We start from the raw sequence: 22,295 nt of genomic DNA, 5'->3' as shown, positions 1-22,295 counted from the left end.
CATGGTCAATCTGACACGTATCTACACGCGCACCGGCGACCAGGGCACCACCGCCCTCGGCGACATGAGCCGTACCGCCAAGACCGATCTGCGGATCTCCGCGTACGCCGACACCAATGAGGCCAATGCCGTCATCGGTACCGCCATCGCGCTCGGGCAGCTCTCCGAGGACGTCGTGAAGATCCTCGTCCGTGTGCAGAACGACCTGTTCGACGTGGGCGCGGACCTGTCGAACCCGGTCGTCGAGGACCCGAAGTACCCGCCGTTGCGGGTGGAGCAGGGGTACGTCGACAAGCTGGAGGCGGACTGCGACCACTTCCTGGAGCAGCTGGAGAAGCTGCGCAGCTTCATCCTGCCGGGCGGTACGCCCGGGGCGGCACTGCTGCACCAGGCGTGCACGGTGGTCCGGCGCGCGGAGCGGTCCACCTGGGCGGCGCTGGAGGTGCACGGCGACGTGATGAACGCGCTGACCGCGACGTATCTCAACCGGCTCTCCGACCTGCTGTTCATCCTCGCGAGGACGGCGAACAAGGAGGTCGGCGACGTGCTGTGGGTGCCGGGCGGCGAGCGCTGACCACGTGGCCCCGGCGGCCGGACGGGTGCGAGGCCGCGCCCGGCCGGCCGCTCAGCGCCCGGCCGGCTCGCGTTTCGGGAACAGCGTGTAGCTCCCCGCGATGACCACGTTGATCCCGATGACCAGCAGCATCTTCTGCTGCCACGCCTGCAGCGACGACACGTCGCCGTCCCCGCCCACGTACCAGACGGCCGCCTGGAGCAGCGCCAGCGCGGTCACCGCCGCGACCGTCCAGCGCGCCGCGACCTTCCACTCGTGCGCCGCGCGCGCCATGCCGTACTTCGGCGGCGGCCCGCCCGCGAAGCGGTGGGCGACCCGGGCGTCGACCCAGCGGATCGTGGAGTGGCCGAGCCCCACCGTGAAGCCGATGTAGACCGCGGCGAGCCCGTGCTTCCAGTCGGGCTGCGCCCCGTTCTTCAGGTCGATGGCGGTCACCACCAGCAGCACGACCTCCAGCAGCGGCTCGCACAGCAGCACGGCCGCGCCCAGCGTGGGCTTCTTCGCCAGGTACCGCAGCGCGAGTCCCGCGGCCAGCAGCACCCAGAAGGCGACTTCGCAGAGCACGATCAGCGTGACGATCACGGCACTTCTCCTTCCCGTTCCCTCCAGCCTTCCGGCCGCGTCGCCCGGAATCGTCGTCGGCAGTGACGAACCGTGACTGCATCCTTCGATGTACTCGCTCCTCACCCCCGGTAGGGAGGTCCGGGCGGGGGCCGCCGTGTTGGATGGGAGGGTGTTCTCCCTCACCCGGCCGCACCGCCACGACGTGCTCATGGCCGCCATCGGACTCCTCGGCGGTCTCGCCCTGTGGACGCTCGGCCTGAACCTGCAGGGCAACCGGGCCTTCGTCGCCCCGTGGATCTCCCTGCTGCCGCTCGCCGTCGTCTCGGGGCTCGAACTGGTACGCAGGACCGCCCCGCAGCCGGCCCTGGTCATCGGCACGATCGCGCTGGTCGCGGACCAGTTCACGGTCGGGAACCTCGCGACGGTCCTGATGTTCACGGATCTCATGTACGCGGCCGTGCTGTACGGGACACCGTCCGCCGCCCGCCGTATCCCGGTGACCTCGTTCCTGATCACGGTCGGCATCACCATCGGATTCCTGGCCTGGTTCCGCAACCCCCAGGCACTGCTCATCGGCGTGGTCACCGGCATGGTCTCGTTCCTGCCCGCCATCACGGGGGTCAGCGTCCGCAACCACCGGAACGCCGCCGAGGCCGCCCGGCTGCGCGCCGACCAGACCGCGCTGCTCGCCGAGATGGACCGGACCCAGGCGGTGACCGCGGAACGCACCCGGATGGCCCGCGAACTGCACGACATGGTGGCCAACCACCTCTCGGCCATCGCCATCCACTCCACCGCCGCGCTCTCCATCGACGACCCGGACACCTCGCGCGATGCGCTCGGAGTGATCCGGGAGAACAGCGTCGACGGTCTTGCCGAGATGCGCCGGCTGATCGGGCTGCTGCGCACCGGCGGCGGCTCCCGGGAACCGGCCGCGTCCCCCACCCTCGCCTCGCTGGACGCCCTGGTCGAGCAGACCCGTACGAGCGCCGCGTCGAGCGGTCTGAGCTGCGCGTTCGAGGACACCCGGGACGAACGGGGGCCGCTTGCCGCGCCGGTCGAGCTGGCCGCGTACCGGATCGTCCAGGAGTCCCTGACCAACGCGCTCAAGCATGCCGCGCCCGGCCCGGTCGCGGTGCGGCTCGGGCGGTCCGGGCGGCTGCTCACGGTGGAGGTCAGCAGCATGCTCGGGGACCGCCCCGGGCCGCGCGCACCGGGCTCGGGGGCCGGTCTGGTGGGGATGCGGGAGCGGGTGGCGCTGCTGGGCGGCGCGATCGAGGCCGGTCCGTCGAGCGCCGACGGCGGTGGGAGGATCTGGCGGGTACGGGCCGAACTGCCCGTGGACGAAGGGGTATCGAGGACATGACGATCCGGGTTGTGGTCGCCGAGGACCAGTCGGCCGTCCGGGCGGGGCTGGTGCTCATTCTGCGCAGCGCGCCCGACATCGAGGTCGTGGGAGAGGCCGGGGACGGCGAGGAGGCGGTGCGCCTCGCCCGCGAACTCCGGCCGGATCTGGTGCTGATGGACGTGCAGATGCCGCGGCTGGACGGGGTGTCGGCGACCAGCCGGGTGGTGGCCGAACAGCTCGCGGACGTACTGGTGCTGACGACGTTCGATCTGGACGAGTACGTCTTCGGGGCGCTGCGGGCGGGGGCCGCGGGCTTCCTGCTGAAGAACACCGAAGCGCGCGATCTGCTCGAAGCCGTACGCACGGTGGCACGCGGCGAGGGACTGATCGCCCCGGCGGTGACGCGCCGTCTGATCGCCGAGTTCGCCGGGACCGCTCCCGTACGGCCGGTGAAGGCGCCCGACCCCTCGGTGCTCGACGCTCTCACCCGGCGGGAGCGGGAGGTTCTGGGCTGTCTCGGCGAGGGGTTGTCGAACGCCGAGATCGCGGTCCGGCTCGCCATGGCGGAGGCGACGGTGAAGACGCATGTGAGCAGGCTGCTGGGCAAGCTGGGACTGCGCAGCCGGGTCCAGGCGGCCGTCCTGGCGCAGGAGTTGGGCGTCTGAGGTCGAGGGTCCTTCGTTCGGTTCCGGCCGGGTCGGGAAGCGGGGTCCGGCCTGATCCCGACGAAGGACCTCAGCCACGAACTTTGGTCCAGACCTCTTGACGGTTGGTCCAGACCTTCCTAATCTCACCGAGCACACTGCGGTGAGCACGCCATGACAATGGCGTGCTCAGGGCGGCGCAGGGTTTGCAGTCCACGGACCACCCCCGTTTGTCCGGACCTCACCCGAGGAGCACCGTTGAGCACTGAAACCCCCCTACGCCGGACCCGATTCAGACTCGGGACCGGAAGAGCCACCAGATCCAGAGCGGTCGCCGGCCTCACCGCGCTGCTGCTTCCCCTCGCCGCGATGGTCGGCCTGGCCTCCCCCGCCGAGGCCGCCACCTCGGCGACCGCGTCCTTCGTCAAGAAGTCCGACTGGGGCAGCGGCTTCGAGGGCCAGTGGACGGTGAAGAACACCGGCACCACCGCCCTGTCCTCCTGGACCATCGAGTGGGACTTCCCCTCCGGCACCGCGGTCGGCTCCGCCTGGGACGCCACCGTCACCAGCTCCGGAACCCACTGGACCGCCAAGAACCTCGGCTGGAACGGTTCGGTCGCCCCCGGCGCCTCCGTCAGCTTCGGCTTCAACGGCACCGGCGCCGGCGCCCCCACCGGCTGCAAGCTGAACGGCGCCTCCTGCGACGGCGGCAGCGTCCCCGGCGACAACGCCCCCTCGGCGCCGGGCACCCCCACCGCGAGCGCCGTCACCGACACCTCGGCCAAGCTGAGCTGGACCGCCGCGACCGACGACAACGGCATCAAGAACTACGACGTGCTGCGGGACGGCGCGGTCGTCTCGACGGTCACTGGGACGACGTACACCGACTCCGGCCTCAAGGCCGGCACCGACTACTCGTACACCGTGCAGGCCCGTGACACCGCCGGCCAGACCGGTCCGGTCAGCGGCGCGGTCAAGGTCCGCACCACCGGCGGTGGCGGCAACCCCGACCCCGGCACCGGCGGCAAGGTCAACCTCGGCTACTTCACCGACTGGGGTGTCTACGGCCGGAATTACCACGTCAAGAACCTGGACACCTCGGGTTCCGCCGCGAAGATCACGCACATCAACTACGCCTTCGGCAACGTCCAGGGCGGCAAGTGCACGATCGGTGACTCCTACGCCGACTACGACATGGCGTACACCGCCGACAAGTCCGTCGACGGCGTCGCCGACACCTGGGACCAGCCGCTGCGCGGCAGCTTCAACCAGCTGCGCAAGCTCAAGGCGAAGTACCCGCACATCAAGGTCCTGTGGTCCTTCGGCGGCTGGACCTGGTCCGGTGGCTTCGGTGAGGCCGCGAAGAACCCGGCCGCGTTCGCCGACTCCTGCTACCAGCTGGTGGAGGACCCGCGTTGGGCCGATGTCTTCGACGGCATCGACATCGACTGGGAGTACCCCAACGCCTGCGGTCTGACCTGTGACACCAGCGGCCCGGCCGCGCTGAAGGGCATCACCTCGGCGCTGCGCTCGAAGTTCGGCAGCAAGAACCTGGTGACGGCCGCCATCACCGCCGACGGCTCCGCGGGCGGCAAGATCGACGCCGCCGACTACGCCGGCGCCGCCCAGTCCCTGGACTGGTACAACGTGATGACGTACGACTTCTTCGGCGCCTGGGACGCCAAGGGGCCGACCGCCCCGCACTCCCCGCTCACCTCGTACAACGGCATCCCGAAGGACGGCTTCAACTCCGCCGACGCCATCGCCAAGCTGAAGGCCCAGGGCGTCCCCGCCGCCAAACTGCTGCTCGGCATCGGCTTCTACGGCCGCGGCTGGACCGGCGTCACCCAGGACGCACCCGGCGGCACCGCCACCGGCGCCGCTCCCGGCACCTACGAGGCCGGCATCGAGGACTACAAGGTCCTCAAGAACAGCTGCCCGGCCACCGGCACCGTCGCCGGCACCGCGTACGCCCACTGCGGCACCAACTGGTGGAGCTACGACACCCCCGCCACCATCGCGTCCAAGATGACCTGGGCGAAGAGCCAGGGCCTGGGAGGCGCGTTCTTCTGGGAGTTCAGCGGCGACACCACCAACGGCGAACTCGTCGGCGCCATCAACAGCGGCCTGAAGTGACCCCGCCGCCCGAAACGGCCCCCACGGCCTGAGCAAACCCCCACCAGCACCGCGCATCACCCCGAAAAGCAGCCGGGGAGACAGGTCCGCCCCCTGTCTCCCCGGCTTTCTTCAGCTCTTCGTCGGTCAGGCCACGTTGACCCGCTGGCCGGGCGGCGCCGCCTCCAGCCAGGCGAGGAATCCGGTCAGCGCGTCCTCGCTCATGGCCAGCTCCAGGCGGGTCTCCCGGTGGAGACAGCCGAGCACCACGGCGTCGGACAGCAGCGCCAGCTCCTCCTCGCCCTCGGGCAGCCGCCGGGCGACCACCTCGATCGCGGAACGCTCCAGGACCCGGCGCGGGCGAGGGGCGTAGGAGAAGACCCGGAACCAGTCGATCCGGTCCTCGCTGTAGCGGGCGACCCCGTACACCCAGCCCTTGCCCGAGAGATCGGGCTCCTCCGGAACGTTCCATCGCACGCTGCAGTCGAAGGTCCCGCCGGAGCGCTGAATCAGCCGCCGGCGCAGACCGAAGACGAAGAGTCCCATCAGAACCAGTGCGACGACCAGCCCGCCCACCCACAGCGCGAGGAACATCTCCACCGACCTCCTCGCGTCGTCGAGTAACGGATACCGCCAGAACTACAACCGCACCTGCATCGCCTCAGCCGCGGCACGGTCTGGAGTGGTCTCCAGCTCGGGCCGCGGCTGAGGGTAAAGCTATGTTGTCGCGGTGCGCTAGCGCACCGCCACCGCACGCAGTCGCACTTCGGCGCGCCGCTCGGAGGCGGCGTCCGTGTCCGACTTCGCGCGCTCCAGCGCACGCTCGGCGCGCTGGACATCGATCTCGTCCGCCAGCTCCGCGATCTCCGCGAGCAGCGAGAGCTTGTCGTCCGCGAACGAGATGAAACCGCCGTGCACAGCGGCGACCACGGTGCCGCCATCGCTCGTACGGATCGTCACCGGGCCCGATTCCAGCACACCCAGAAGCGGCTGGTGACCGGGCATGACGCCGATGTCGCCGGACGTGGTGCGCGCGACGACCAGGGTGGCCTCGCCGGACCAGACACTGCGGTCCGCGGCGACCAGCTCGACGTGCAGCTCAGCAGCCAAGGGTGGCTCCTCGGGTCACCACCCGGCCGTTCGAGCCGGGTGTTGGGTCAATTCTACGGGGCGTGGTGAGGGGGACGGGACACACCCGCCCCCCTCGGTGAGCCATGGGCTCAGGAGACGCCGAGCTCCTTGGCGTTGGCCTTGAGGTCCTCGATGCCACCGCACATGAAGAACGCCTGCTCGGGGAAGTGGTCGTACTCACCGTCACAGATCGAGTTGAACGCGGCGATCGACTCGTCGAGCGGAACGTCCGAACCGTCCACGCCGGTGAACTGCTTGGCGACGTGGGTGTTCTGCGACAGGAAGCGCTCGACACGACGGGCACGGTGGACAACGAGCTTGTCCTCCTCGCCCAGCTCGTCGATACCGAGGATCGCGATGATGTCCTGGAGGTCCTTGTACTTCTGGAGGATCCCCTTGACGCGCATGGCGGCCGCGTAGTGGTCCGCCGCGATGTAACGCGGGTCCAGGATGCGGGACGTGGAGTCCAGCGGGTCCACGGCCGGGTAGATGCCCTTCTCGGAGATCGGACGGGAGAGAACCGTCGTCGCGTCGAGGTGGGCGAAGGTGGTGGCCGGGGCCGGGTCGGTCAGGTCGTCCGCGGGGACGTAGATCGCCTGCATCGAGGTGATCGAGTGCCCACGGGTCGACGTGATGCGCTCCTGCAGCAGACCCATCTCGTCGGCCAGGTTCGGCTGGTAACCCACCGCGGACGGCATACGGCCGAGCAGGGTGGACACCTCGGAGCCGGCCTGGGTGTACCGGAAGATGTTGTCGATGAAGAAGAGCACGTCCTGCTTCTGCACATCGCGGAAGTACTCCGCCATGGTCAGACCGGCCAGCGCGACGCGAAGACGCGTGCCCGGCGGCTCGTCCATCTGACCGAAGACAAGCGCCGTCTTGTCGATGACGCCCGAGTCGGCCATTTCCTCGATGAGGTCGTTGCCCTCACGGGTGCGCTCACCGACACCGGCGAACACCGACACACCGTCGTGGTTGTTGGCCACGCGGTAGATCATTTCCTGGATCAGAACGGTCTTGCCGACACCGGCACCACCGAACAGACCGATCTTTCCACCCTTGACGTACGGGGTGAGAAGGTCGATGACCTTGACGCCGGTCTCGAACATCTCGGTCTTCGACTCGAGCTGGTCGAAGTTGGGCGCCTTGCGGTGGATCGGCCAGCGCTCGGTGACCTCGGCCTCGGCCTCGGGCTTGTTCAGGATCTCGCCGAGGGTGTTGAACACCTTGCCCTTGGTGATGTCACCGACGGGGACCGTGATGCCGGTACCCGTGTCGGTCACCGCGGCCTGGCGGACCAGACCGTCGGTGGGCTGCATCGAGATCGCGCGGACCAGGCCGTCGCCGAGGTGCTGGGCGACCTCAAGGGTCAGCTTCTTGAGCTTGCCGTCCTCGGCCGGGTCGGCCACCTGGACGGTCAGCGCGTTGTAGATCTCCGGCATCGCGTCGACGGGGAACTCCACGTCGACGACCGGGCCGATGACCCGGGCGACGCGGCCCGTGGCAACGGCCGTCTCAACTGTGGTCGTCATTACTTGTCACTCCCCGCGGTCGCGTCGGCCAGCGCACTGGCACCACCGACGATCTCGCTGATTTCCTGGGTGATTTCGGCCTGGCGGGCCGCGTTGGCAAGCCGGGAGAGCGTCTTGATGAGCTCACCGGCGTTGTCGGTGGCCGACTTCATCGCGCGGCGGCGGGCAGCGTGCTCGGAAGCAGCGGCCTGCAGCAGCGCGTTGTAGATCCGGCTCTCGACGTACCGCGGAAGCAGGGCGTCGAGGACGTCCTCCGCCGACGGCTCGAAGTCGAACAGCGGCAGGATCTCGCCCTTGCCGTCCTCGTCCTTCGTGGCATCGAGACTGAGCGGCAGCATCCGGTCGTCGACCGGGTTCTGCGTCATCATCGACACGAACTCCGTGAAGACGATGTGCAGCTCGTCCACGCCGCCCTCGGCGGTCTCCTGGGTGACCACCTCGATCAGCGGGGCCGCAGCCCGCTTCGCATCCGCGTACGTCGGGCTGTCGGTGAAGCCCGTCCACGAATCCGCGAGCTTGCGCTCACGGAAGCCGTAGTAGGCGACACCCTTGCGGCCGATCACATACGTGACGACCTCCTTGCCCTCACCGCGGAGCCGCTCGGTCAGTCGCTCCGCGGCCTTGATGGCGTTGGAGGAGTAACCGCCGGCCAGACCGCGGTCGCTCGTGATGAGCAGGATCGCGGCCCGTGCCGGAGTCTCGGCCTCGGTGGTCAGCGGGTGCTTGGTGGTGGAGCCGGTCGCCACCGCGGTCACCGCACGGGTGAGCTCGGTCGCGTACGGCGTCGACGCCGCCACCTGGCGCTGCGCCTTGACGATGCGCGAAGCGGCGATCATCTCCATCGCCTTGGTGATCTTCTTCGTGGCGGTGACGGAGCGAATGCGGCGCTTGTAAACGCGAAGCTGAGCGCCCATCGATCAGCCCTCGCCCAGGAGCTTGCCGTCCGAGGTCTCGAACTGCTGCTTGAAGGCGGCGACCGCGTCGGCGACCGACTGCAGCGTGTCGTCGGACATCTTGGCGCCCTCGGCGATGCTGGTCAGGAGGTCCTTGCGCTCACGGCGCAGGTACTCCAGCAGCTCGCTCTCGAAGCGACGGATGTCCTCGACCGGGACGTCGTCCATCTTGCCGGTGGTGCCGGCCCAGATGGAGACGACCTGCTCCTCGACCGGGTACGGGGAGTACTGCGGCTGCTTCAGCAGCTCGACCATGCGCTTACCGCGCTCCAGCGACGCCTTCGAGGCCGCGTCCAGGTCGGAACCGAAGGCGGCGAACGCCTCCAGCTCGCGGTACTGGGCGAGGTCGACACGGAGACGGCCGGAGACCTGGCGCATCGCCTTGTGCTGGGCGGAGCCACCGACACGGGAGACCGAGATACCGACGTTCAGGGCCGGACGCTGGCCGGCGTTGAACAGGTCGGACTCCAGGAAGCACTGGCCGTCGGTGATGGAGATGACGTTGGTCGGGATGAACGCCGACACGTCGTTCGCCTTGGTCTCGACGATCGGGAGGCCCGTCATCGAACCGGCGCCCATCTCGTCGGAGAGCTTCGCGCAGCGCTCCAGCAGACGCGAGTGGAGGTAGAACACGTCGCCCGGGTAGGCCTCACGGCCCGGCGGACGGCGCAGCAGAAGCGACACGGCGCGGTAGGCGTCGGCCTGCTTCGAGAGGTCGTCGAAGATGATCAGGACGTGCTTGCCCTGGTACATCCAGTGCTGGCCGATGGCCGAACCGGTGTACGGCGCCAGGTACTTGAAGCCGGCCGGGTCGGACGCCGGGGCGGCGACGATGGTCGTGTACTCGAGCGCGCCGGCCTCTTCGAGGGCACCGCGCACAGAGGCGATGGTGGAGCCCTTCTGACCGATGGCGACGTAGATGCAGCGCACCTGCTTGTTCACGTCGCCCGAGCGCCAGTTGTCGCGCTGGTTGATGATCGTGTCGACGGCCAGAGCGGTCTTACCCGTCTGACGGTCACCAATGATCAGCTGACGCTGGCCGCGGCCGATCGGCACCATGGCGTCGACGGCCTTGTAGCCGGTCTGCATCGGCTCGTGCACCGACTTACGGACCATGACGCCAGGGGCCTGCAGCTCGAGGGCGCGGCGGCTTTCGGTCGCGATCTCGCCGAGACCGTCGATCGGGTTGCCGAGCGGGTCGACGACGCGGCCGAGGTAACCCTCGCCGACGCCGACGGAGAGCACCTCACCGGTGCGCTGCACCGGCTGGCCCTCTTCGATGCCGCTGAACTCGCCGAGGACGATCGCACCGATCTCGCGCTCCTCGAGGTTGAGGGCGAGACCGAGGGTGCCGTCCTCGAACTTCAGCAGCTCGTTCGCCATGGCCGAGGGAAGACCCTCGACCTTCGCGATGCCGTCGCCGGCAACGCTGACCGTACCGACCTCCTCGCGCGAGGCCGCGTCCGGCTTGTACGACTGGACAAAGTTCTCCAGCGCGTCCCGGATCTCCTCCGGCCGGATCGTGAGCTCCGCCATCTGGGTTCCCTGCTCTCCTTGTTGGGCCCGAAGTTTCTTAAGGGGGTCTGGGGGCCGACCCCCAGGAATCTTCTGCAATTTCTGCACGGCCCAACCGGGCCGCTGGTCTTGCTCTGTTCTGTTGCTGCTCGGCGCTGGTCAGCCGGCCATGCGACGGGACGCCTCTTCGAGGCGCTCCGAGATGGTGCCGTTGATGACCTCGTCGCCGACCCGCACCGCGATCCCGCCGAGGACCGTGGGGTCCACATCGAGATTCAGGTGCATCGGGCGGCCGTAGATCTTCGCCAGTGCGTCGCCGAGGCGCTGCTTCTGCCGATCGCTCAGCGGAACCGCCGAGGTGACCACGGCGACCATCCGCTCCCGGCGCTCCGCGGCCAGCTTGGAGAGGGACTCGAGTCCCTCTTCCAGGCTACGTCCACGCGGCTGGGTGACAAGCCGCGTGACGACGCGCTCGGTGGCGGGCCGTGCCTTGCCGCCGAGCAGGCTGTGCAACAGCTGCCTCTTGGCGGACGCGGACGCGGACCGGTTGGTGAGCGCGGCGCGCAGCTCCTTGTCGGAGGCGACGATCCGGCCGAACCGGAACAGCTCGTCCTCGACGTCGTCGAGGTCTCCGCTGCGCTGGGCGGCGGTGAGGTCTGCGATGTTCGCCAGTTCCTCGGCCGAGTCGACCAGGTCACGCGACTGCGACCAGCGGGCGCGGACCATGCCGGAGATCAGGTCGACGGTCTCGCCGCCCACCTGACCGCGCAGCAGTCGTCCGGCCAGCTCCGCCCTGGCCTCGCCGGGCTGCGACGGGTCGGTCAGGACCCGCCGCAGTGAGACCTCGCGCTGGAGCAGCGCCGTTACGGCGGCCAGCTCCTCGGCGAGCTTCGCCGCGTCGACCGACGTGTTGTCGGTCAGCGCGTCGAGGGACTCACGTGCGGCAGCCAGTGCCTCGCGGCTCGCGCCGTTCATCGGACAGCCTCGGCCTTCGCCTCGAGCTCGCCGAGGAAACGGTCGACGGTGCCGCTCTGCCGGGCGTGGTCCTCGAGGGACTCGCCGACGAGCTTGCCGGCCAGGTCGGTGGCGAGCTTGCCCACGTCCTGACGCAGCGCGGAGGCCGCGGCCTTGCGGTCGGCCTCGATCTGGGCGTGGCCGGCAGCGATGATCTCCTCGCGCTGCCGCTGGCCTTCCGCCCGCATCTCCTGCAGGATCACAACGCCCTGCTCCTGCGCCTCCTGGCGCAGGCGCGCGGCTTCGTGGCGGGCTTCGGCGAGCTGAGCCTTGTACTGCTCAAGCACGCTCTGGGCCTCGGTCTGGGCCGCATCGGCCTTCTCGATACCGCCTTCGATGGCCTCGCGACGCTCTTCCAGAACCTTGTTGATGTTCGGGAGGAGCTTCTTGGCGAGGAAGCCGAAGACGATGACAAAGGCGATGAAGCCAATGACGAGCTCAGGGATCGGCGGGACGAGCGGGTTTTCCGGCTTCTCCGCCGCGAGCTGAACCAGAGGGTTCACGTCAGTGCCTTCCGTCGAATGGTCTGTTCCCGACCAGTCAGGAGGTCGGGTAGACGAACGGCATGACCAGACCGATCAGGGCGAGCGCCTCACAGAAGGCGAAGCCGAGGATCTGGTTGGCGCGGATCAGGCCGGCAGCCTCGGGCTGACGGGCGAGAGCCTGGGTGCCGTTACCGAAGATGATGCCGACGCCGACGCCGGGGCCGATGGCGGACAGGCCATAACCGACGGAGCTGAGGGAACCGGTGACGGCGGCAAGGGTCTGGGACATGCCAGTTCTTCCTTCTCTTTCACGGACCGGCGGGGGTTGGCCACCGGACGACTGGGGGTATGGGAGGCGCGATCAGTGGTGCTCGGCGACAGCGCCCTGGATGAAGGTGCACGCCAGGAGCACGAAGACGTACGCCTGAACAGCCTGGATGAAGAGCTCGAAGGCCGTCATCACGAGGACCATCACGAACGAGACGCCCGCGTAGGCGATACCGATGCCGTTCAGCAGGTACCAGCTGGCGATGGTGAAGAGCAGCAGCAGCGTGTGACCGGCGAACATGTTCGCGAAGAGTCGGACCGCGTGCGTGAAGGGCCGGACCAGGACGTTCGAGAAGAACTCGATGACCATGATCAGCGGGAGAACCGGGCCGAGCGACTTGTCGTAGCCGGTCAGGTTCTTGAAGCCGCCGACGAAGCCGTGCCGCTTGAAGGTGATGCTCATCCAGAGGATGTAGACGGTCAGCGCCAGAGCGGCCGGGTACGCGATGATCGACGTCACCGGGAACTGGGCGAGCGGAATGATCGACCAGAGGTTCATCATCCACACGAAGAAGAAGAGCGAGACCATCAGCGGGACGTACTTCTCGCCCTCGCGCTTGCCGAGCGTCTCGTAGACGATGCCGCGGCGGACGAAGTCGTATCCGGCCTCGGCGACCATCTGCAGCTTGCCCGGAACGACCTTCGGCTTACGGAAGGCGGCCCAGAAGAAGCCGACGATGATGACCGTACCGAGGAGCGCCAGCAGCATCGTCTTGTTGAAGTAGATGTTGCTGTCCGCGTCACCGAAGATCGGCTCGAACAGGAAAGAGTGCAAGCCAGGACCCGGGAAACCACAACCGGAGAAGATGTGGCAATCGGTCTCGAAGGCGAGCACCTGTGTCGGGTCAGCACTCACCGCGGGCTCCTTCAGCGTGGCGCATAGGTACGGCAACCTCGTTGTGTCGGCGCGGCGCGCAGCCGCGGTTCGGCACTGGACTGGTGTTACGGATGTGTGAGCGGCAGTCAGGCATTGAGCCTCGCGATCGAGCAGGCGTCAGCTCACATGCCCGCGCCCGCAGTGCCGCAGTTGGAACCGGACGATAGCAGGGTCTCGAACCTGCACTTATCCCGCCCCTACCCTTCACGGCTTCGAGCCCGTGTTCTTGGGCTTTTCCGCCTTGTCGGACTCGGGTTCGACGTAAAGGATCTTGGCCTTCATGTGTGCACGCGTCTGTGCGCCGATCCACACGAGAGTCGTCGCGACCAGCGTGATCGCGAATGCCCTCGGGTTGAACATCGTCGTGTTCTTGAATGCGGCGACGAAGATGAACATCAGGAGAAGCTGAGCCGCATAGAGCATCAGCCCCATCGCCTGGAACAGGTGGGGCAGGGACCGCGCGGTGCGCTGCAGGACCACGAGTCCGATCCCCATGAAGACGATCACCACGATCGTCGCAACGCCCGCGCCCACAGCTCCCTTGCCGCCGGCTACGCCAGCGCTGACGGCGGTGGCAACAGCACCGGCGACAGCGGTGGGTACGGCGGCTTGAAGGAGAGTCCGGGCGTCGTTGGACGGCATGGCGGCAGCTCCGCTTGCTGGGGGTGGGCAGTGTGTCGTCATGGACGAGCGTAGGCCCGGTTTGAGTCGATGCCTCACGCCAATGGACCGTGCTACTCAGGTCCTTCGGCTCCGTCACCGGGCTTCGTGAACGGTATCACAAACTATTTGATGAGGTCTTTACCAAGAAAGTGTGCTTACTGTCACACGTGAGAGTGAATTCGCGCATGTGAGCAAGGCAACTCAATTCGTTGTCTGGTAATGCCCCTTGATGCCCGGTTCTCAGCGTGCGGATTCAGCCCGGTCTCTGTCCGAAAAACGCGAACGAGGGCCGATGGCAGTCGCCCCGTTGACGCCGGAGACTCCCACGACGACCGGGTCGCGCTCCTGCGACTCGGGTCCCGTCTGCCCCATCCGGCTTTCCAGCGGCCCCTGTTGGGCCTCGGACGCCGATGCGGCTTCCGCCTCGGGAGCCTGGCCCTTGCCACGCCTACGGCGGTAGCGGGGCGGTACGAAGCGTTCCGCCCAGTACGGCGCCCGGGGGGTGAAACGGGGCATCAGCAGCAGTACGAGACCCAGCGTGCTCATCCCCATGATCACCAGCACGATCCACAGGGACGCCGAGTGCACGGAGTAGCCGACCGCCCCGAAGGCGATCAGGGCCGACCAGAAGTACATGATCAGCACGGACCTGCTGTGCGAATGGCCGATCTCCAGCAGCCGGTGGTGCAGATGGCCGCGGTCCGCCGCGAACGGCGACTGGCCGTTCCACGTGCGGCGCACGATCGCCAGCACCAGGTCCGCGGCCGGGATCGCGATGATCGTCAGCGGCAGCAGCAACGGGATGAAGACCGGCAGCATCGCGTGGGTGGCCTCGCGCTCGCTGCCCGCGAAGAGCGTCATCGTGTCCGGGTCGACCCGGCCCGTCACGGAGATCGCCCCGGCCGCGAGCACCAGGCCGATCAGCATCGAGCCCGAGTCACCCATGAAGATGCGCGCGGGATGCATGTTGTGCGGCAGGAAGCCCAGGCACATGCCCATCAGGATCGCCGTGAAGAGCGTCGCCGGGGCCGCCGCCTCGATCATGTGCCCGTACCAGAGCCGGTACGTGTAGAGGAAGAACGCGGCGGAGGCGATGCACACCATGCCCGCCGCGAGACCGTCCAGACCGTCGACGAAGTTGACCGCGTTGATGGTGATGACGACCAGGGCGACCGTGAGCAGCGTGCCCTGCCACTGGGTGAGCGCGACGGTGCCGACACCGGGGATCGGCAGCCACAGGATCGTCAGACCCTGGATGACCATGACCGCGGCGGCGATCATCTGCCCGCCGAGCTTGATCAGGGCGTCGATCTCGAACTTGTCGTCCAGGACACCGATCAGCCAGATCAGCGCGGCGCCGGAGAGCAGCGCCCGCGGCTCGGTGGAGAGCTGGAAGACCCAGTCGAGGTTGTGGAGATGGGCCGCGACGATCAGTCCGGCGCACAGCCCGCCGAACATGGCGATGCCACCGAGCCTCGGTGTCGGTTCTCGGTGGACGTCACGCGCACGGATCGCGGGCATCGCCCCGATCGCGATGGCGAACTTACGCACCGGACCGGTCAGCAGATAGGTCACCGCGGCCGTGACACAGAGCGTCAGCAGGTAATCACGCACGGGCTGCCCCATAGATTTCGCCGGCCATCTCAGCCCACACCTTAAACCGTCCGGCAATCAGGGACGGTCGCGCTGCGCGGGCCTCATGACCGAAGACACAGTGAGCGGGCCGATCGGTTCCGCACCGTACGCCGGGGCCGCTACCCCGGGTAGGGCGGATACTTCTCCACCAGCTCCCGCACCTGCGCGCTGATGTCGTCCTCCTCACGCACCGCCGTCCCGAAGAGCACCGCCAGCCGGGCCATGTCGCCGTCGTCCATGCCCTGGGTGGTGACGGCCGCGGTACCGAGCCTGATGCCCCGGGCGTCCCCGTACGGCAGCGCGCAGGTGTCCAGCACCAGGCCCGCCGCCGCCAAGCGGGCGCGGGCGGTCCGTCCGTCGACGCCCAGCGGGGCCGGGTCCGCGACGATCAGGTGGGTGTCCGTGCCGCCCGTGGTGACCTCGAAGCCCTCCGCCTCCAGACCCGCCGCCAGCACACGGGCGTGCGCGACCACCCGGTGCGCGTACGTCGTGAACGCCGGGGTGGCCGCCTCCCCGAACGCGACGGCCTTCGCGGCGACCGTGTGCATCTGCGCACCGCCCTGGGTGAACGGGAAGACCGCCCGGTCGATCCGCTCCGCCAGCTCCGCACCGCACAGGATCATCCCGCCGCGCGGACCGCGCAGCACCTTGTGCGTGGTCGCGCAGACCACGTCGGCGTACGGCACCGGACTCGGCGCCGCTCCCCCGGCGATCAGCCCCATCGGGTGCGCGGAGTCGGCGATGAGATACGCGCCCACCTCGTCGGCGATCTCCCGGAACAGCTCGTAGTCGGGGTGGCGGGGGTACGAGATGGAGCCGCTCACGATCGCCTTGGGGCGGTGGGCACGGGCCAGGGCGCGCACCTGTTCGTAGTCGATCAGGCCGCTCTCGGAGTCCACCCCGTAGCCGACGAACTCGAACCAGCGGCCGGAGAAGTTGGCGGGCGAACCGTGGGTGAGATGTCCCCCGTACGGGAGCCCCATCGCGAGCACCGTGTCGCCGGGGCGGAGCAGGGCGGCGTACGCGGCGAGGACCGCGGAGGAGCCGGAGTGCGCCTGGACGTTGGCGTGCTCGGCGCCGAAGAGCGAGGTGGCGCGGCGGCAGGCGATGCGCTCGGCGGCGTCGGCCTGCTCGCAGCCGCCGTGGTGGCGGGCACCGGGGTAGCCCTCGGCGTACTTGTTCGCGAGGGGTGAGCCGAGGGCGGCGAGGACCGCGGGCGAGGTGAAGTTCTCGGCGGCGGTCAGCTGCAGGGTGCTCGACTGGCGGTGCAGCTCCCCGAGCAGCACGGCGGCGATCTCCGGATCCTCCCGGAGCAGGGCGTCGAAGTCCTGCGGCAGGGCGGACCCGGGGGCGGAGGGCGGTGCGGCTGGAGTGGTGACCGGCATCGATGGGCTCCGGGCCTGGGGAGGGGTGCGCTGGCGTCAGCTCCAATGTAGGCCCGCGAAGGGCCTCCTGCCTGCTGTGCGGCGCCGTGGTGCACCCGTTGGGCCCTGGGTGCCCGGCCGGTGCGTACGCCCGTCGGAGTGGCGCTGACGCGATGGCGCGGGGGCGCCCGTCAGTGCGGTGCGGGTACGCCGGTCAGGGCCGTGACGACCGGGTCGAGGGCCTGGTTGATCTCGTCGCCGATGGAACGGAAGAACGTGATCGGGGCGCCGTACGGGTCGAACACCTCGTCCGCCTCGGCGGTGGGGGCCAGCAGCCAGCCGCGCAGCGCCGCCGCGGCGCGGACCAGGGCGCGGGCGCGCTCGACGACGCCCTCGTCCCGCGGGTCGGGCAGCGTGGCGGGGTCTATCGCCCGGACCAGCCGGGTGAATTCCTTGAGGGTGAACGTCCGCAGGCCGGCCGAGTGCCCCATCGAGATCACCTGCGCACGGTGGTCGCGGGTGGCCGTGAGCACCAGGTCGGCGCGGATCACGTGCTCGTCGAGCAGCTCCCGGCCGACGAAGCCGGTGGTGTCGGCACCGAAGTCGGCGAGGACGGTCTCGGCGTTGGCCTCCATGGGGGCGCCTTCGTGGCCCCAGGTGCCCGCGCTCTCCACGATCAGTCCGCCGCTGAGCGGATCGCCCAGGCGGTCCACCAGGGCATGGCGGGTCAGCCGCTCGGTGATCGGTGAGCGGCAGACGTTGCCGGTGCTGACGTGGAGGATGCGGAAAGAGTCGGCCCGCCCCGCTATGCCACGCCCCTCAGGGGCGGTCAATTGGCCACCTCGAGGTCGGGTACCACCTTGCGGAGCTCCTCCACGGAGAGCGCACCGGCGCGCAGCAGCAGGGGGACCTTGCCGGTCACGTCGACGATCGACGAGGGCACGATGCCGGGCGTCGGGCCGCCGTCCAGGTAGACGGAGACGGAGTCGCCGAGCATCTCCTGGGCGGCGTCGCAGTCCTCGGGGGCCGGGTGGCCGGTGAGGTTGGCGCTGGAGACGGCCATCGGGCCGACCTCCGTGAGCAGCTCGATGGCGACCGGGTGCAGCGGCATCCGGATGGCGACGGTGCCGCGGGTGTCCCCGAGGTCCCACTGGAGCGACGGCTGGTGCTTGGCGACGAGCGTGAGGGCGCCGGGCCAGAAGGCGTCGACGAGCTCCCAGGCCTGCTCGGAGAAGTCGGTGACCAGGCCGTGCAGGGTGTTCGGGGAGCCGATCAGGACGGGGGTCGGCATGTTGCGGCCGCGGCCCTTGGCGTCCAGCAGATCGGCGACGCCCTCGGCACTGAAGGCGTCCGCACCGAGGCCGTACACGGTGTCGGTGGGCAGCACGACCAGTTCGCCGCGGCGGACGGCCGACGCGGCCTCACGCAGACCCGTCGTGCGGTCGGTCGCGTCGTTGCAGTCGTATCGCCGTGCCATCAGCCGGCCTCCTCAAGCGTGTACGGGTATGACGGGTACGGGTCGTGCGCGTGGTGGCCGCCGGTCACGGCATGGCCTTGCGGGCCGTGGCGAACCGCGGCCGGTTGTTCAGGTCCGGGTGGTCGGCCGCGTCCGCCCAGCCGCGCTCCTCGGTGAAGATCCACGGCACCTGGCCGCCCTGGGTGTCGGCGTGCTCGATGACGACGAGGCCGCCGGGGCGCAGCAGGCGGTGTGCGGTGCGTTCGATGCCGCGGATGGTGTCGAGGCCGTCCTCGCCGGAGAAGAGGGCCATCTCCGGATCGTGGTCGCGGGCCTCGGGTGCCACGTACTCCCATTCGGTGAGCGGGATGTACGGCGGGTTGGAGATGACCAGGTCGACCTGGCCGTCCAGCTCGGGGAGGGCGGTCAGCGCGTCTCCCTGGTGGACGGTGACCCGGGATCCGTCGGCGTTCTTCCGGGTCCACTCGATGGCGTCGTCGGAGAGCTCGACCGCGTGCACGCGCGAGCGCGGCACCTCCTGGGCCATGGCCAGGGCTATGGCGCCCGATCCGCTGCACAGGTCGACGACGACCGGCTCGACGACATCCATCGCGCGCACGGCGTCTATCGCCCAGCCGACGACCGATTCGGTCTCCGGGCGGGGGACGAAGACACCGGGTCCTACCTGGAGCTCCAGGTAGCGGAAGAAGGCGCGGCCGGTGATGTGCTGGAGCGGCTCGCGGGCCTCGCGGCGGGCGATGGCCTCCCAGTAGCGGGCGTCGAAGTCCGCGTCCGGCACCCGGTGCAACTCGCCCCGCTTGACGCCGTGCACGAACGCGGCGAGTTCCTCCGCGTCGAATCGCGGCGAGGGCACACCGGCGTCGGCCAGCCGCTGGGTGGCCTGGGCCACCTCGGCGAGCAGCAGGTTCATCGCGGTTCTCCGTACGGTTTACGGGCTGGGCGGGCTTTGCTTACGCGGCGGCGAGCTTGGCGGCGGAGTCGGCGTCGACGCACGCCTGGATCACGGAATCCAGGTCGCCGTCGAGCACCTGGTCCAAGTTGTACGCCTTGAAGCCGACGCGGTGGTCCGAGATCCGGTTTTCCGGGAAGTTGTACGTACGGATCTTCTCGGAACGGTCGACCGTGCGCACCTGGCTGCGCCGTACGTCCGAGGCCTCCTGCTCGGCGGCCTCCTGGGCGGCGGCGAGCAGTCGCGAACGCAGGATGCGCATGGCCTGCTCCTTGTTCTGGAGCTGGCTCTTCTCGTTCTGGCAGGACGCGACGACGCCGGTCGGCAGATGGGTGATGCGGACCGCCGAGTCCGTGGTGTTGACGGACTGGCCGCCGGGACCCGAGGAGCGGTAGACGTCGATACGGAGATCGTTGGCGTGGATCTCGACGTCGACCTCCTCGGCCTCGGGCGTGACGAGCACACCGGCGGCGGAGGTGTGGATGCGGCCCTGCGACTCGGTGGACGGCACCCGCTGCACGCGGTGCACCCCGCCCTCGTACTTCAGCCGGGCCCACACGCCCTGGCCGGGCTCGGTGGCGCCGTTGCCGCCCTTGGTCTTCACGGCGACCTGGACGTCCTTGTAGCCGCCGAGCTCGGACTCGGTGGAGTCGATGATCTCGGTCTTCCAGCCGACGCGCTCGGCGTAGCGCAGATACATGCGCAGCAGATCGCCGGCGAACAGGGCGGACTCGTCGCCGCCCGCGCCCGCCTTGATCTCCAGGAGCACGTCCTTGTCGTCGCTGGGGTCGCGCGGGACCAGCAGGAGGCGGAGCTTCTCGGTGAGCTCTTCGCGCTGCTTCTCCAGCTCCTTGACCTCGGCGGCGAAGTCGGGGTCGTCGGCGGCGAACTCGCGGGCCGTCCCGATGTCGTCCCCGGTCTGCTTCCAGGAGCGGTACGTCGCGACGATCGGGGTCAGCTCGGCGTAGCGCTTGTTGAGCTTGCGCGCGTTGGCCTGGTCGGCGTGGACCGCCGGGTCAGCGAGCTTCTTCTCCAGATCGGTCTGTTCGCCGATCAGTTCCTCGACCGCCTCGAACATCTTCGGGCTCCTGGTTTCTTCACTCGGGCGTGCCTGCTGGACGGCGTGATGCCGGCCGGGCGGGGATACGGAACGGGGCCGCGTACCCCCGGCCGGAAAAAACGCCGGTCCCGACGCCCCCGGAAGAGGGCGCCAGGAACCGGCGCAGTGGCTCGCTACTTGCTGGCGGAGCCGGCAGCCTTGCCGAAGCGGGCCTCGAAGCGGGCCACACGGCCACCGGTGTCGAGGATCTTCTGCTTGCCCGTGTAGAACGGGTGGCACTCGGAGCAGACGTCGGCGCGGATGGTGCCGCCGTCGATGGTGCTCCGGGTCGTGAACGACGCGCCACAGGTGCAGCTGACCTGCGTCTCGACGTACTCGGGGTGGATGTCGCGCTTCAAGGGTTTCTCCTCGGTTCGGGAGGGCGCCGGGTCGTACGCGCGGATTGCGCGTCCGTGAACCGGGGCCGACGTACCAGTCTGCCAGGACCGGCCGTATCTCCCAAAACCGGGGGCGGGCCGCAACTATTCCCGGCCCGCCCGGTCACCGTACGACGCTGCCCGCGTCGCCCTTGTCGCCGGCCGACTTCTCGGTGGCGGAGGCGGGGATGGCCTTGTCCTGGGCGAGCGCGTCCCACACCTGCCGGGCGGCGGCCTCCAGCGGTACGACGCGGTTCGGGTCGGCCGGGTCGTACTGCACGGGCAGGGTGACCATGTGGACGTTCTTCGAGCCGAGCCCCTTGAGACCGTTCGCGAAGGACGTGAGTTCGGTGACCGAGCCCAGGTCGGAGTCGGTGGTGACGGTCTTGGTGGCCGTGTCCGCGAGGTCGTAGAGGGTCTTCGGGTTCGAGAACACCCCGACGGTCTTGACCTGTTCCATCAGCGCCTTGATGAAGGCCTGCTGGAGCTGGATGCGGCCGAGATCGCTGCCGTCGCCGACGCTCTTGCGGGTACGGACGAGCCCCAGCGACTGCTCCCCGTCGAGGGTGTGGGTGCCGGGTGCGAGCTTCAGATGGCTCTTCGGGTCGTCGATCGCCTCGGTGGTGGTGATCTTCACGCCGCCCAGCTCGTCGATGAGCTTCTTGAAGCCGGTGAAGTCGACTTCGAGGTAGTGGTCCATGCGGATGCCGGACATGGCCTCGACGGTCTTGACCGCGCAGGCCGGCCCGCCGACCTCGTACGCCGTGTTGAACATCGCGCGCTGCTGGCCCGCGACGGTCTGCCCGGTCGTGTCGCTGGTGCAGTCGGGGCGGGTGATGAGGGTGTCGCGCGGGATGGAGACGACGGAGGCCGTCTTGTGGCCCTTGTTGACGTGCAGGACCATCGCGGTGTCGGAGCGGGCCGCGCCCTCGTCGGCGCCGTACTCGGAGTTCGCGCCGGACCGGGAGTCCGAGCCGAGCACCAGGATGTCCTGGGAGCCGTTGTCGACGTTGTCGGGGCGGTTCTTGCCGAGTGCGGCGTTGATGTCGACGGCCTTGAGATTGCCGTTGAGCTTGACGTAGGCGTATCCCAGTCCGGCACCGCCGACGACCACGACACCGGCCACGGTCCAGGCGGCGATCACCGTCGCCCTGCGGCGACGGGAAGGCTTCTTCCGGCGCTTGCCGGTGGGGCGTATTCGGCCGCCGCTCCCGTTCTGCTCGGTCATGGATCTCCTTCGGTCGTCAGCTTCCCCGGCTACCCCCAGCAGCGGTGTTCGGGCACTGGATCGTCGATTTGTCGGTACTGCGTACGACGCCTCGGCACGAAGAAGGGTTGCACAGCCACCTGTTGTTTCCATGTGAGGACGAAACGGACACCCGACCTTGGTGAACAGCCGGTGATTCCCCGCTCACCTGCGGTTTCTTGTCCGGTACAGGCATCGCGACGGGCCCGGCGGCACGTCCGGCATGTGGCAAAGGTCTCGGATCGACCACGGCGACCGGGTCGGCTGCGTAGCCTGCGCACGGCACAGGGCCGAACCCCTCCCCCCAACCACCAGGGGGGGCCCCCGGTTTCCCCCCCCCCTGCCCACAACCACCCTTTCCCCTTCCCCGAGGCGAAATCCTCCCTCTGGACCTGGAAAAGAAACC

The 22,295-nt window shown here is 69.0% G+C and carries 23 protein-coding genes; 4 read left to right on the top strand and 19 right to left on the bottom strand.

The annotated features are described in order from the left end of the window. Position 1: 1 nt before the first annotated feature. Complete coding sequence (locus ACFV8T_RS21470; protein WP_385329639.1) at positions 2–574, top strand: cob(I)yrinic acid a,c-diamide adenosyltransferase; 573 nt, start codon at positions 2–4, stop codon at positions 572–574. Between the two features lie 51 nt (positions 575–625). Here ACFV8T_RS21470 and ACFV8T_RS21465 read toward each other — a convergent pair whose 3' ends face one another. Next, positions 626–1,156, bottom strand: coding sequence for a hypothetical protein (locus tag ACFV8T_RS21465; protein WP_385329636.1), 531 nt, complete (start codon positions 1,154–1,156; stop codon positions 626–628). A 151-nt stretch (positions 1,157–1,307) separates the two neighbouring features. Here ACFV8T_RS21465 and ACFV8T_RS21460 point away from each other — a divergent pair, with 151 nt between their 5' ends. The 3 genes from ACFV8T_RS21460 to ACFV8T_RS21450 all read left to right on the top strand — a co-directional run bounded on the left by ACFV8T_RS21460 (position 1,308) and on the right by ACFV8T_RS21450 (position 5,266). Continuing rightward, positions 1,308–2,504, top strand: a complete 1,197-nt coding sequence (locus tag ACFV8T_RS21460; RefSeq protein WP_385329633.1) for a sensor histidine kinase — start codon at positions 1,308–1,310, stop codon at positions 2,502–2,504. Beyond that, a complete protein-coding gene (locus ACFV8T_RS21455; RefSeq protein WP_385329631.1) occupies positions 2,501–3,151 on the top strand; it encodes a response regulator in 651 nt (216 codons plus the stop codon). Before ACFV8T_RS21460 ends, ACFV8T_RS21455 begins: the two co-directional genes overlap by 4 nt. A gap of 237 nt (positions 3,152–3,388) precedes the next feature. Continuing rightward, a complete protein-coding gene (locus ACFV8T_RS21450; RefSeq protein WP_385329628.1) occupies positions 3,389–5,266 on the top strand; it encodes a glycosyl hydrolase family 18 protein in 1,878 nt (625 codons plus the stop codon). Between the two features lie 126 nt (positions 5,267–5,392). Here ACFV8T_RS21450 and ACFV8T_RS21445 read toward each other — a convergent pair whose 3' ends face one another. The 18 genes from ACFV8T_RS21445 to ACFV8T_RS21360 form a co-directional block, all read right to left on the bottom strand. Beyond that, positions 5,393–5,839 (bottom strand): DUF2550 domain-containing protein, encoded by a 447-nt coding sequence (locus ACFV8T_RS21445; RefSeq protein WP_266431277.1) that lies wholly within the window; start codon positions 5,837–5,839, stop codon positions 5,393–5,395. 141 nt (positions 5,840–5,980) lie between these two features. Next, complete coding sequence (locus ACFV8T_RS21440) at positions 5,981–6,355, bottom strand: F0F1 ATP synthase subunit epsilon (RefSeq protein ID WP_093898532.1); 375 nt, start codon at positions 6,353–6,355, stop codon at positions 5,981–5,983. Between the two features lie 110 nt (positions 6,356–6,465). Then, a complete protein-coding gene (atpD, locus tag ACFV8T_RS21435) occupies positions 6,466–7,908 on the bottom strand; it encodes a F0F1 ATP synthase subunit beta (protein WP_385329625.1) in 1,443 nt (480 codons plus the stop codon). Beyond that, positions 7,908–8,822 carry a F0F1 ATP synthase subunit gamma gene (locus tag ACFV8T_RS21430; RefSeq protein ID WP_385329622.1) on the bottom strand — a complete coding sequence of 305 codons (915 nt, stop codon included), beginning with the start codon at positions 8,820–8,822 and terminating at the stop codon, positions 7,908–7,910. The genes atpD and ACFV8T_RS21430 overlap by 1 nt, the downstream gene beginning before the upstream one ends. A gap of 3 nt (positions 8,823–8,825) precedes the next feature. After that, the gene (gene atpA / locus ACFV8T_RS21425) at positions 8,826–10,397 is read right to left on the bottom strand and encodes a F0F1 ATP synthase subunit alpha (protein ID WP_385329619.1); all 1,572 of its coding nucleotides are present in this window, start codon (positions 10,395–10,397) and stop codon (positions 8,826–8,828) included. 138 nt (positions 10,398–10,535) lie between these two features. Next, entirely contained in the window at positions 10,536–11,351 is an 816-nt protein-coding gene (locus ACFV8T_RS21420) for a F0F1 ATP synthase subunit delta (RefSeq protein WP_385329616.1), read from the bottom strand. Then, a complete protein-coding gene (locus tag ACFV8T_RS21415) occupies positions 11,348–11,893 on the bottom strand; it encodes a F0F1 ATP synthase subunit B (protein ID WP_385329613.1) in 546 nt (181 codons plus the stop codon). Before ACFV8T_RS21415 ends, ACFV8T_RS21420 begins: the two co-directional genes overlap by 4 nt. A 37-nt stretch (positions 11,894–11,930) precedes the next feature. Beyond that, entirely contained in the window at positions 11,931–12,164 is a 234-nt protein-coding gene (locus ACFV8T_RS21410; RefSeq protein ID WP_072483720.1) for a F0F1 ATP synthase subunit C, read from the bottom strand. 72 nt (positions 12,165–12,236) lie between these two features. Further along, positions 12,237–13,073 carry a F0F1 ATP synthase subunit A gene (gene atpB, locus ACFV8T_RS21405; RefSeq protein WP_385329874.1) on the bottom strand — a complete coding sequence of 279 codons (837 nt, stop codon included), beginning with the start codon at positions 13,071–13,073 and terminating at the stop codon, positions 12,237–12,239. A gap of 210 nt (positions 13,074–13,283) precedes the next feature. Beyond that, positions 13,284–13,721: a hypothetical protein gene (locus tag ACFV8T_RS21400; RefSeq protein WP_385329610.1), complete on the bottom strand. Its 438-nt coding sequence runs from the start codon at positions 13,719–13,721 to the stop codon at positions 13,284–13,286. Positions 13,722–13,982: 261 nt separating this feature from the next. After that, positions 13,983–15,368 carry an MraY family glycosyltransferase gene (locus ACFV8T_RS21395; protein ID WP_385329607.1) on the bottom strand — a complete coding sequence of 462 codons (1,386 nt, stop codon included), beginning with the start codon at positions 15,366–15,368 and terminating at the stop codon, positions 13,983–13,985. 128 nt (positions 15,369–15,496) lie between these two features. Then, on the bottom strand, positions 15,497–16,762 hold the full coding sequence (gene glyA, locus ACFV8T_RS21390) for a serine hydroxymethyltransferase (RefSeq protein ID WP_385329605.1): 1,266 nt from the start codon (positions 16,760–16,762) through the stop codon (positions 15,497–15,499). A gap of 170 nt (positions 16,763–16,932) precedes the next feature. Further along, complete coding sequence (locus tag ACFV8T_RS21385; RefSeq protein WP_266426498.1) at positions 16,933–17,574, bottom strand: protein-tyrosine-phosphatase; 642 nt, start codon at positions 17,572–17,574, stop codon at positions 16,933–16,935. Further along, complete coding sequence (locus ACFV8T_RS21380) at positions 17,571–18,218, bottom strand: L-threonylcarbamoyladenylate synthase (protein WP_385329601.1); 648 nt, start codon at positions 18,216–18,218, stop codon at positions 17,571–17,573. The genes ACFV8T_RS21385 and ACFV8T_RS21380 overlap by 4 nt, the downstream gene beginning before the upstream one ends. A gap of 64 nt (positions 18,219–18,282) precedes the next feature. After that, positions 18,283–19,128, bottom strand: coding sequence for a peptide chain release factor N(5)-glutamine methyltransferase (gene prmC, locus ACFV8T_RS21375; protein WP_189542181.1), 846 nt, complete (start codon positions 19,126–19,128; stop codon positions 18,283–18,285). 40 nt (positions 19,129–19,168) lie between these two features. Beyond that, on the bottom strand, positions 19,169–20,245 hold the full coding sequence (gene prfA, locus ACFV8T_RS21370; protein ID WP_266426485.1) for a peptide chain release factor 1: 1,077 nt from the start codon (positions 20,243–20,245) through the stop codon (positions 19,169–19,171). Positions 20,246–20,400: 155 nt separating this feature from the next. Continuing rightward, positions 20,401–20,625 (bottom strand): 50S ribosomal protein L31, encoded by a 225-nt coding sequence (gene rpmE / locus ACFV8T_RS21365; protein WP_019764351.1) that lies wholly within the window; start codon positions 20,623–20,625, stop codon positions 20,401–20,403. Between the two features lie 142 nt (positions 20,626–20,767). Continuing rightward, positions 20,768–21,871: an LCP family protein gene (locus tag ACFV8T_RS21360; protein ID WP_385329597.1), complete on the bottom strand. Its 1,104-nt coding sequence runs from the start codon at positions 21,869–21,871 to the stop codon at positions 20,768–20,770. Between the last annotated feature and the right edge of the window lie 424 nt (positions 21,872–22,295).

The sequence above is a fragment of the Streptomyces sp. NPDC059832 genome, from assembly GCF_042731715.1.
GTDB lineage: Bacteria > Actinomycetota > Actinomycetes > Streptomycetales > Streptomycetaceae > Streptomyces.
The sequence above is the reverse complement of the archived record's forward strand: the minus strand, read 5'-3'. Positions and strand labels throughout refer to the sequence as shown.

What these genes read in the sequence shown, in the direction of transcription:
- ACFV8T_RS21360 (WP_385329597.1), bottom strand. Translation starts at nt 21,871, where the DNA reads ATGACCGAGCAGAACGGGAGCGGCGGCCGAATACGCCCCACCGGCAAG.
- ACFV8T_RS21445 (WP_266431277.1), bottom strand. Translation starts at nt 5,839, where the DNA reads ATGTTCCTCGCGCTGTGGGTGGGCGGGCTGGTCGTCGCACTGGTTCTG.
- prfA (WP_266426485.1), bottom strand. Translation starts at nt 20,245, where the DNA reads ATGTTCGAGGCGGTCGAGGAACTGATCGGCGAACAGACCGATCTGGAG.
- glyA (WP_385329605.1), bottom strand. Translation starts at nt 16,762, where the DNA reads ATGCCGGTCACCACTCCAGCCGCACCGCCCTCCGCCCCCGGGTCCGCC.
- ACFV8T_RS21410 (WP_072483720.1), bottom strand. Translation starts at nt 12,164, where the DNA reads ATGTCCCAGACCCTTGCCGCCGTCACCGGTTCCCTCAGCTCCGTCGGT.
- ACFV8T_RS21420 (WP_385329616.1), bottom strand. Translation starts at nt 11,351, where the DNA reads ATGAACGGCGCGAGCCGCGAGGCACTGGCTGCCGCACGTGAGTCCCTC.
- ACFV8T_RS21470 (WP_385329639.1), top strand. Translation starts at nt 2, where the DNA reads ATGGTCAATCTGACACGTATCTACACGCGCACCGGCGACCAGGGCACC.
- prmC (WP_189542181.1), bottom strand. Translation starts at nt 19,128, where the DNA reads ATGAACCTGCTGCTCGCCGAGGTGGCCCAGGCCACCCAGCGGCTGGCC.
- atpD (WP_385329625.1), bottom strand. Translation starts at nt 7,908, where the DNA reads ATGACGACCACAGTTGAGACGGCCGTTGCCACGGGCCGCGTCGCCCGG.
- atpA (WP_385329619.1), bottom strand. Translation starts at nt 10,397, where the DNA reads ATGGCGGAGCTCACGATCCGGCCGGAGGAGATCCGGGACGCGCTGGAG.
- ACFV8T_RS21380 (WP_385329601.1), bottom strand. Translation starts at nt 18,218, where the DNA reads ATGGCACGGCGATACGACTGCAACGACGCGACCGACCGCACGACGGGT.
- ACFV8T_RS21430 (WP_385329622.1), bottom strand. Translation starts at nt 8,822, where the DNA reads ATGGGCGCTCAGCTTCGCGTTTACAAGCGCCGCATTCGCTCCGTCACC.
- ACFV8T_RS21455 (WP_385329631.1), top strand. Translation starts at nt 2,501, where the DNA reads ATGACGATCCGGGTTGTGGTCGCCGAGGACCAGTCGGCCGTCCGGGCG.
- ACFV8T_RS21400 (WP_385329610.1), bottom strand. Translation starts at nt 13,721, where the DNA reads ATGCCGTCCAACGACGCCCGGACTCTCCTTCAAGCCGCCGTACCCACC.
- ACFV8T_RS21395 (WP_385329607.1), bottom strand. Translation starts at nt 15,368, where the DNA reads ATGGGGCAGCCCGTGCGTGATTACCTGCTGACGCTCTGTGTCACGGCC.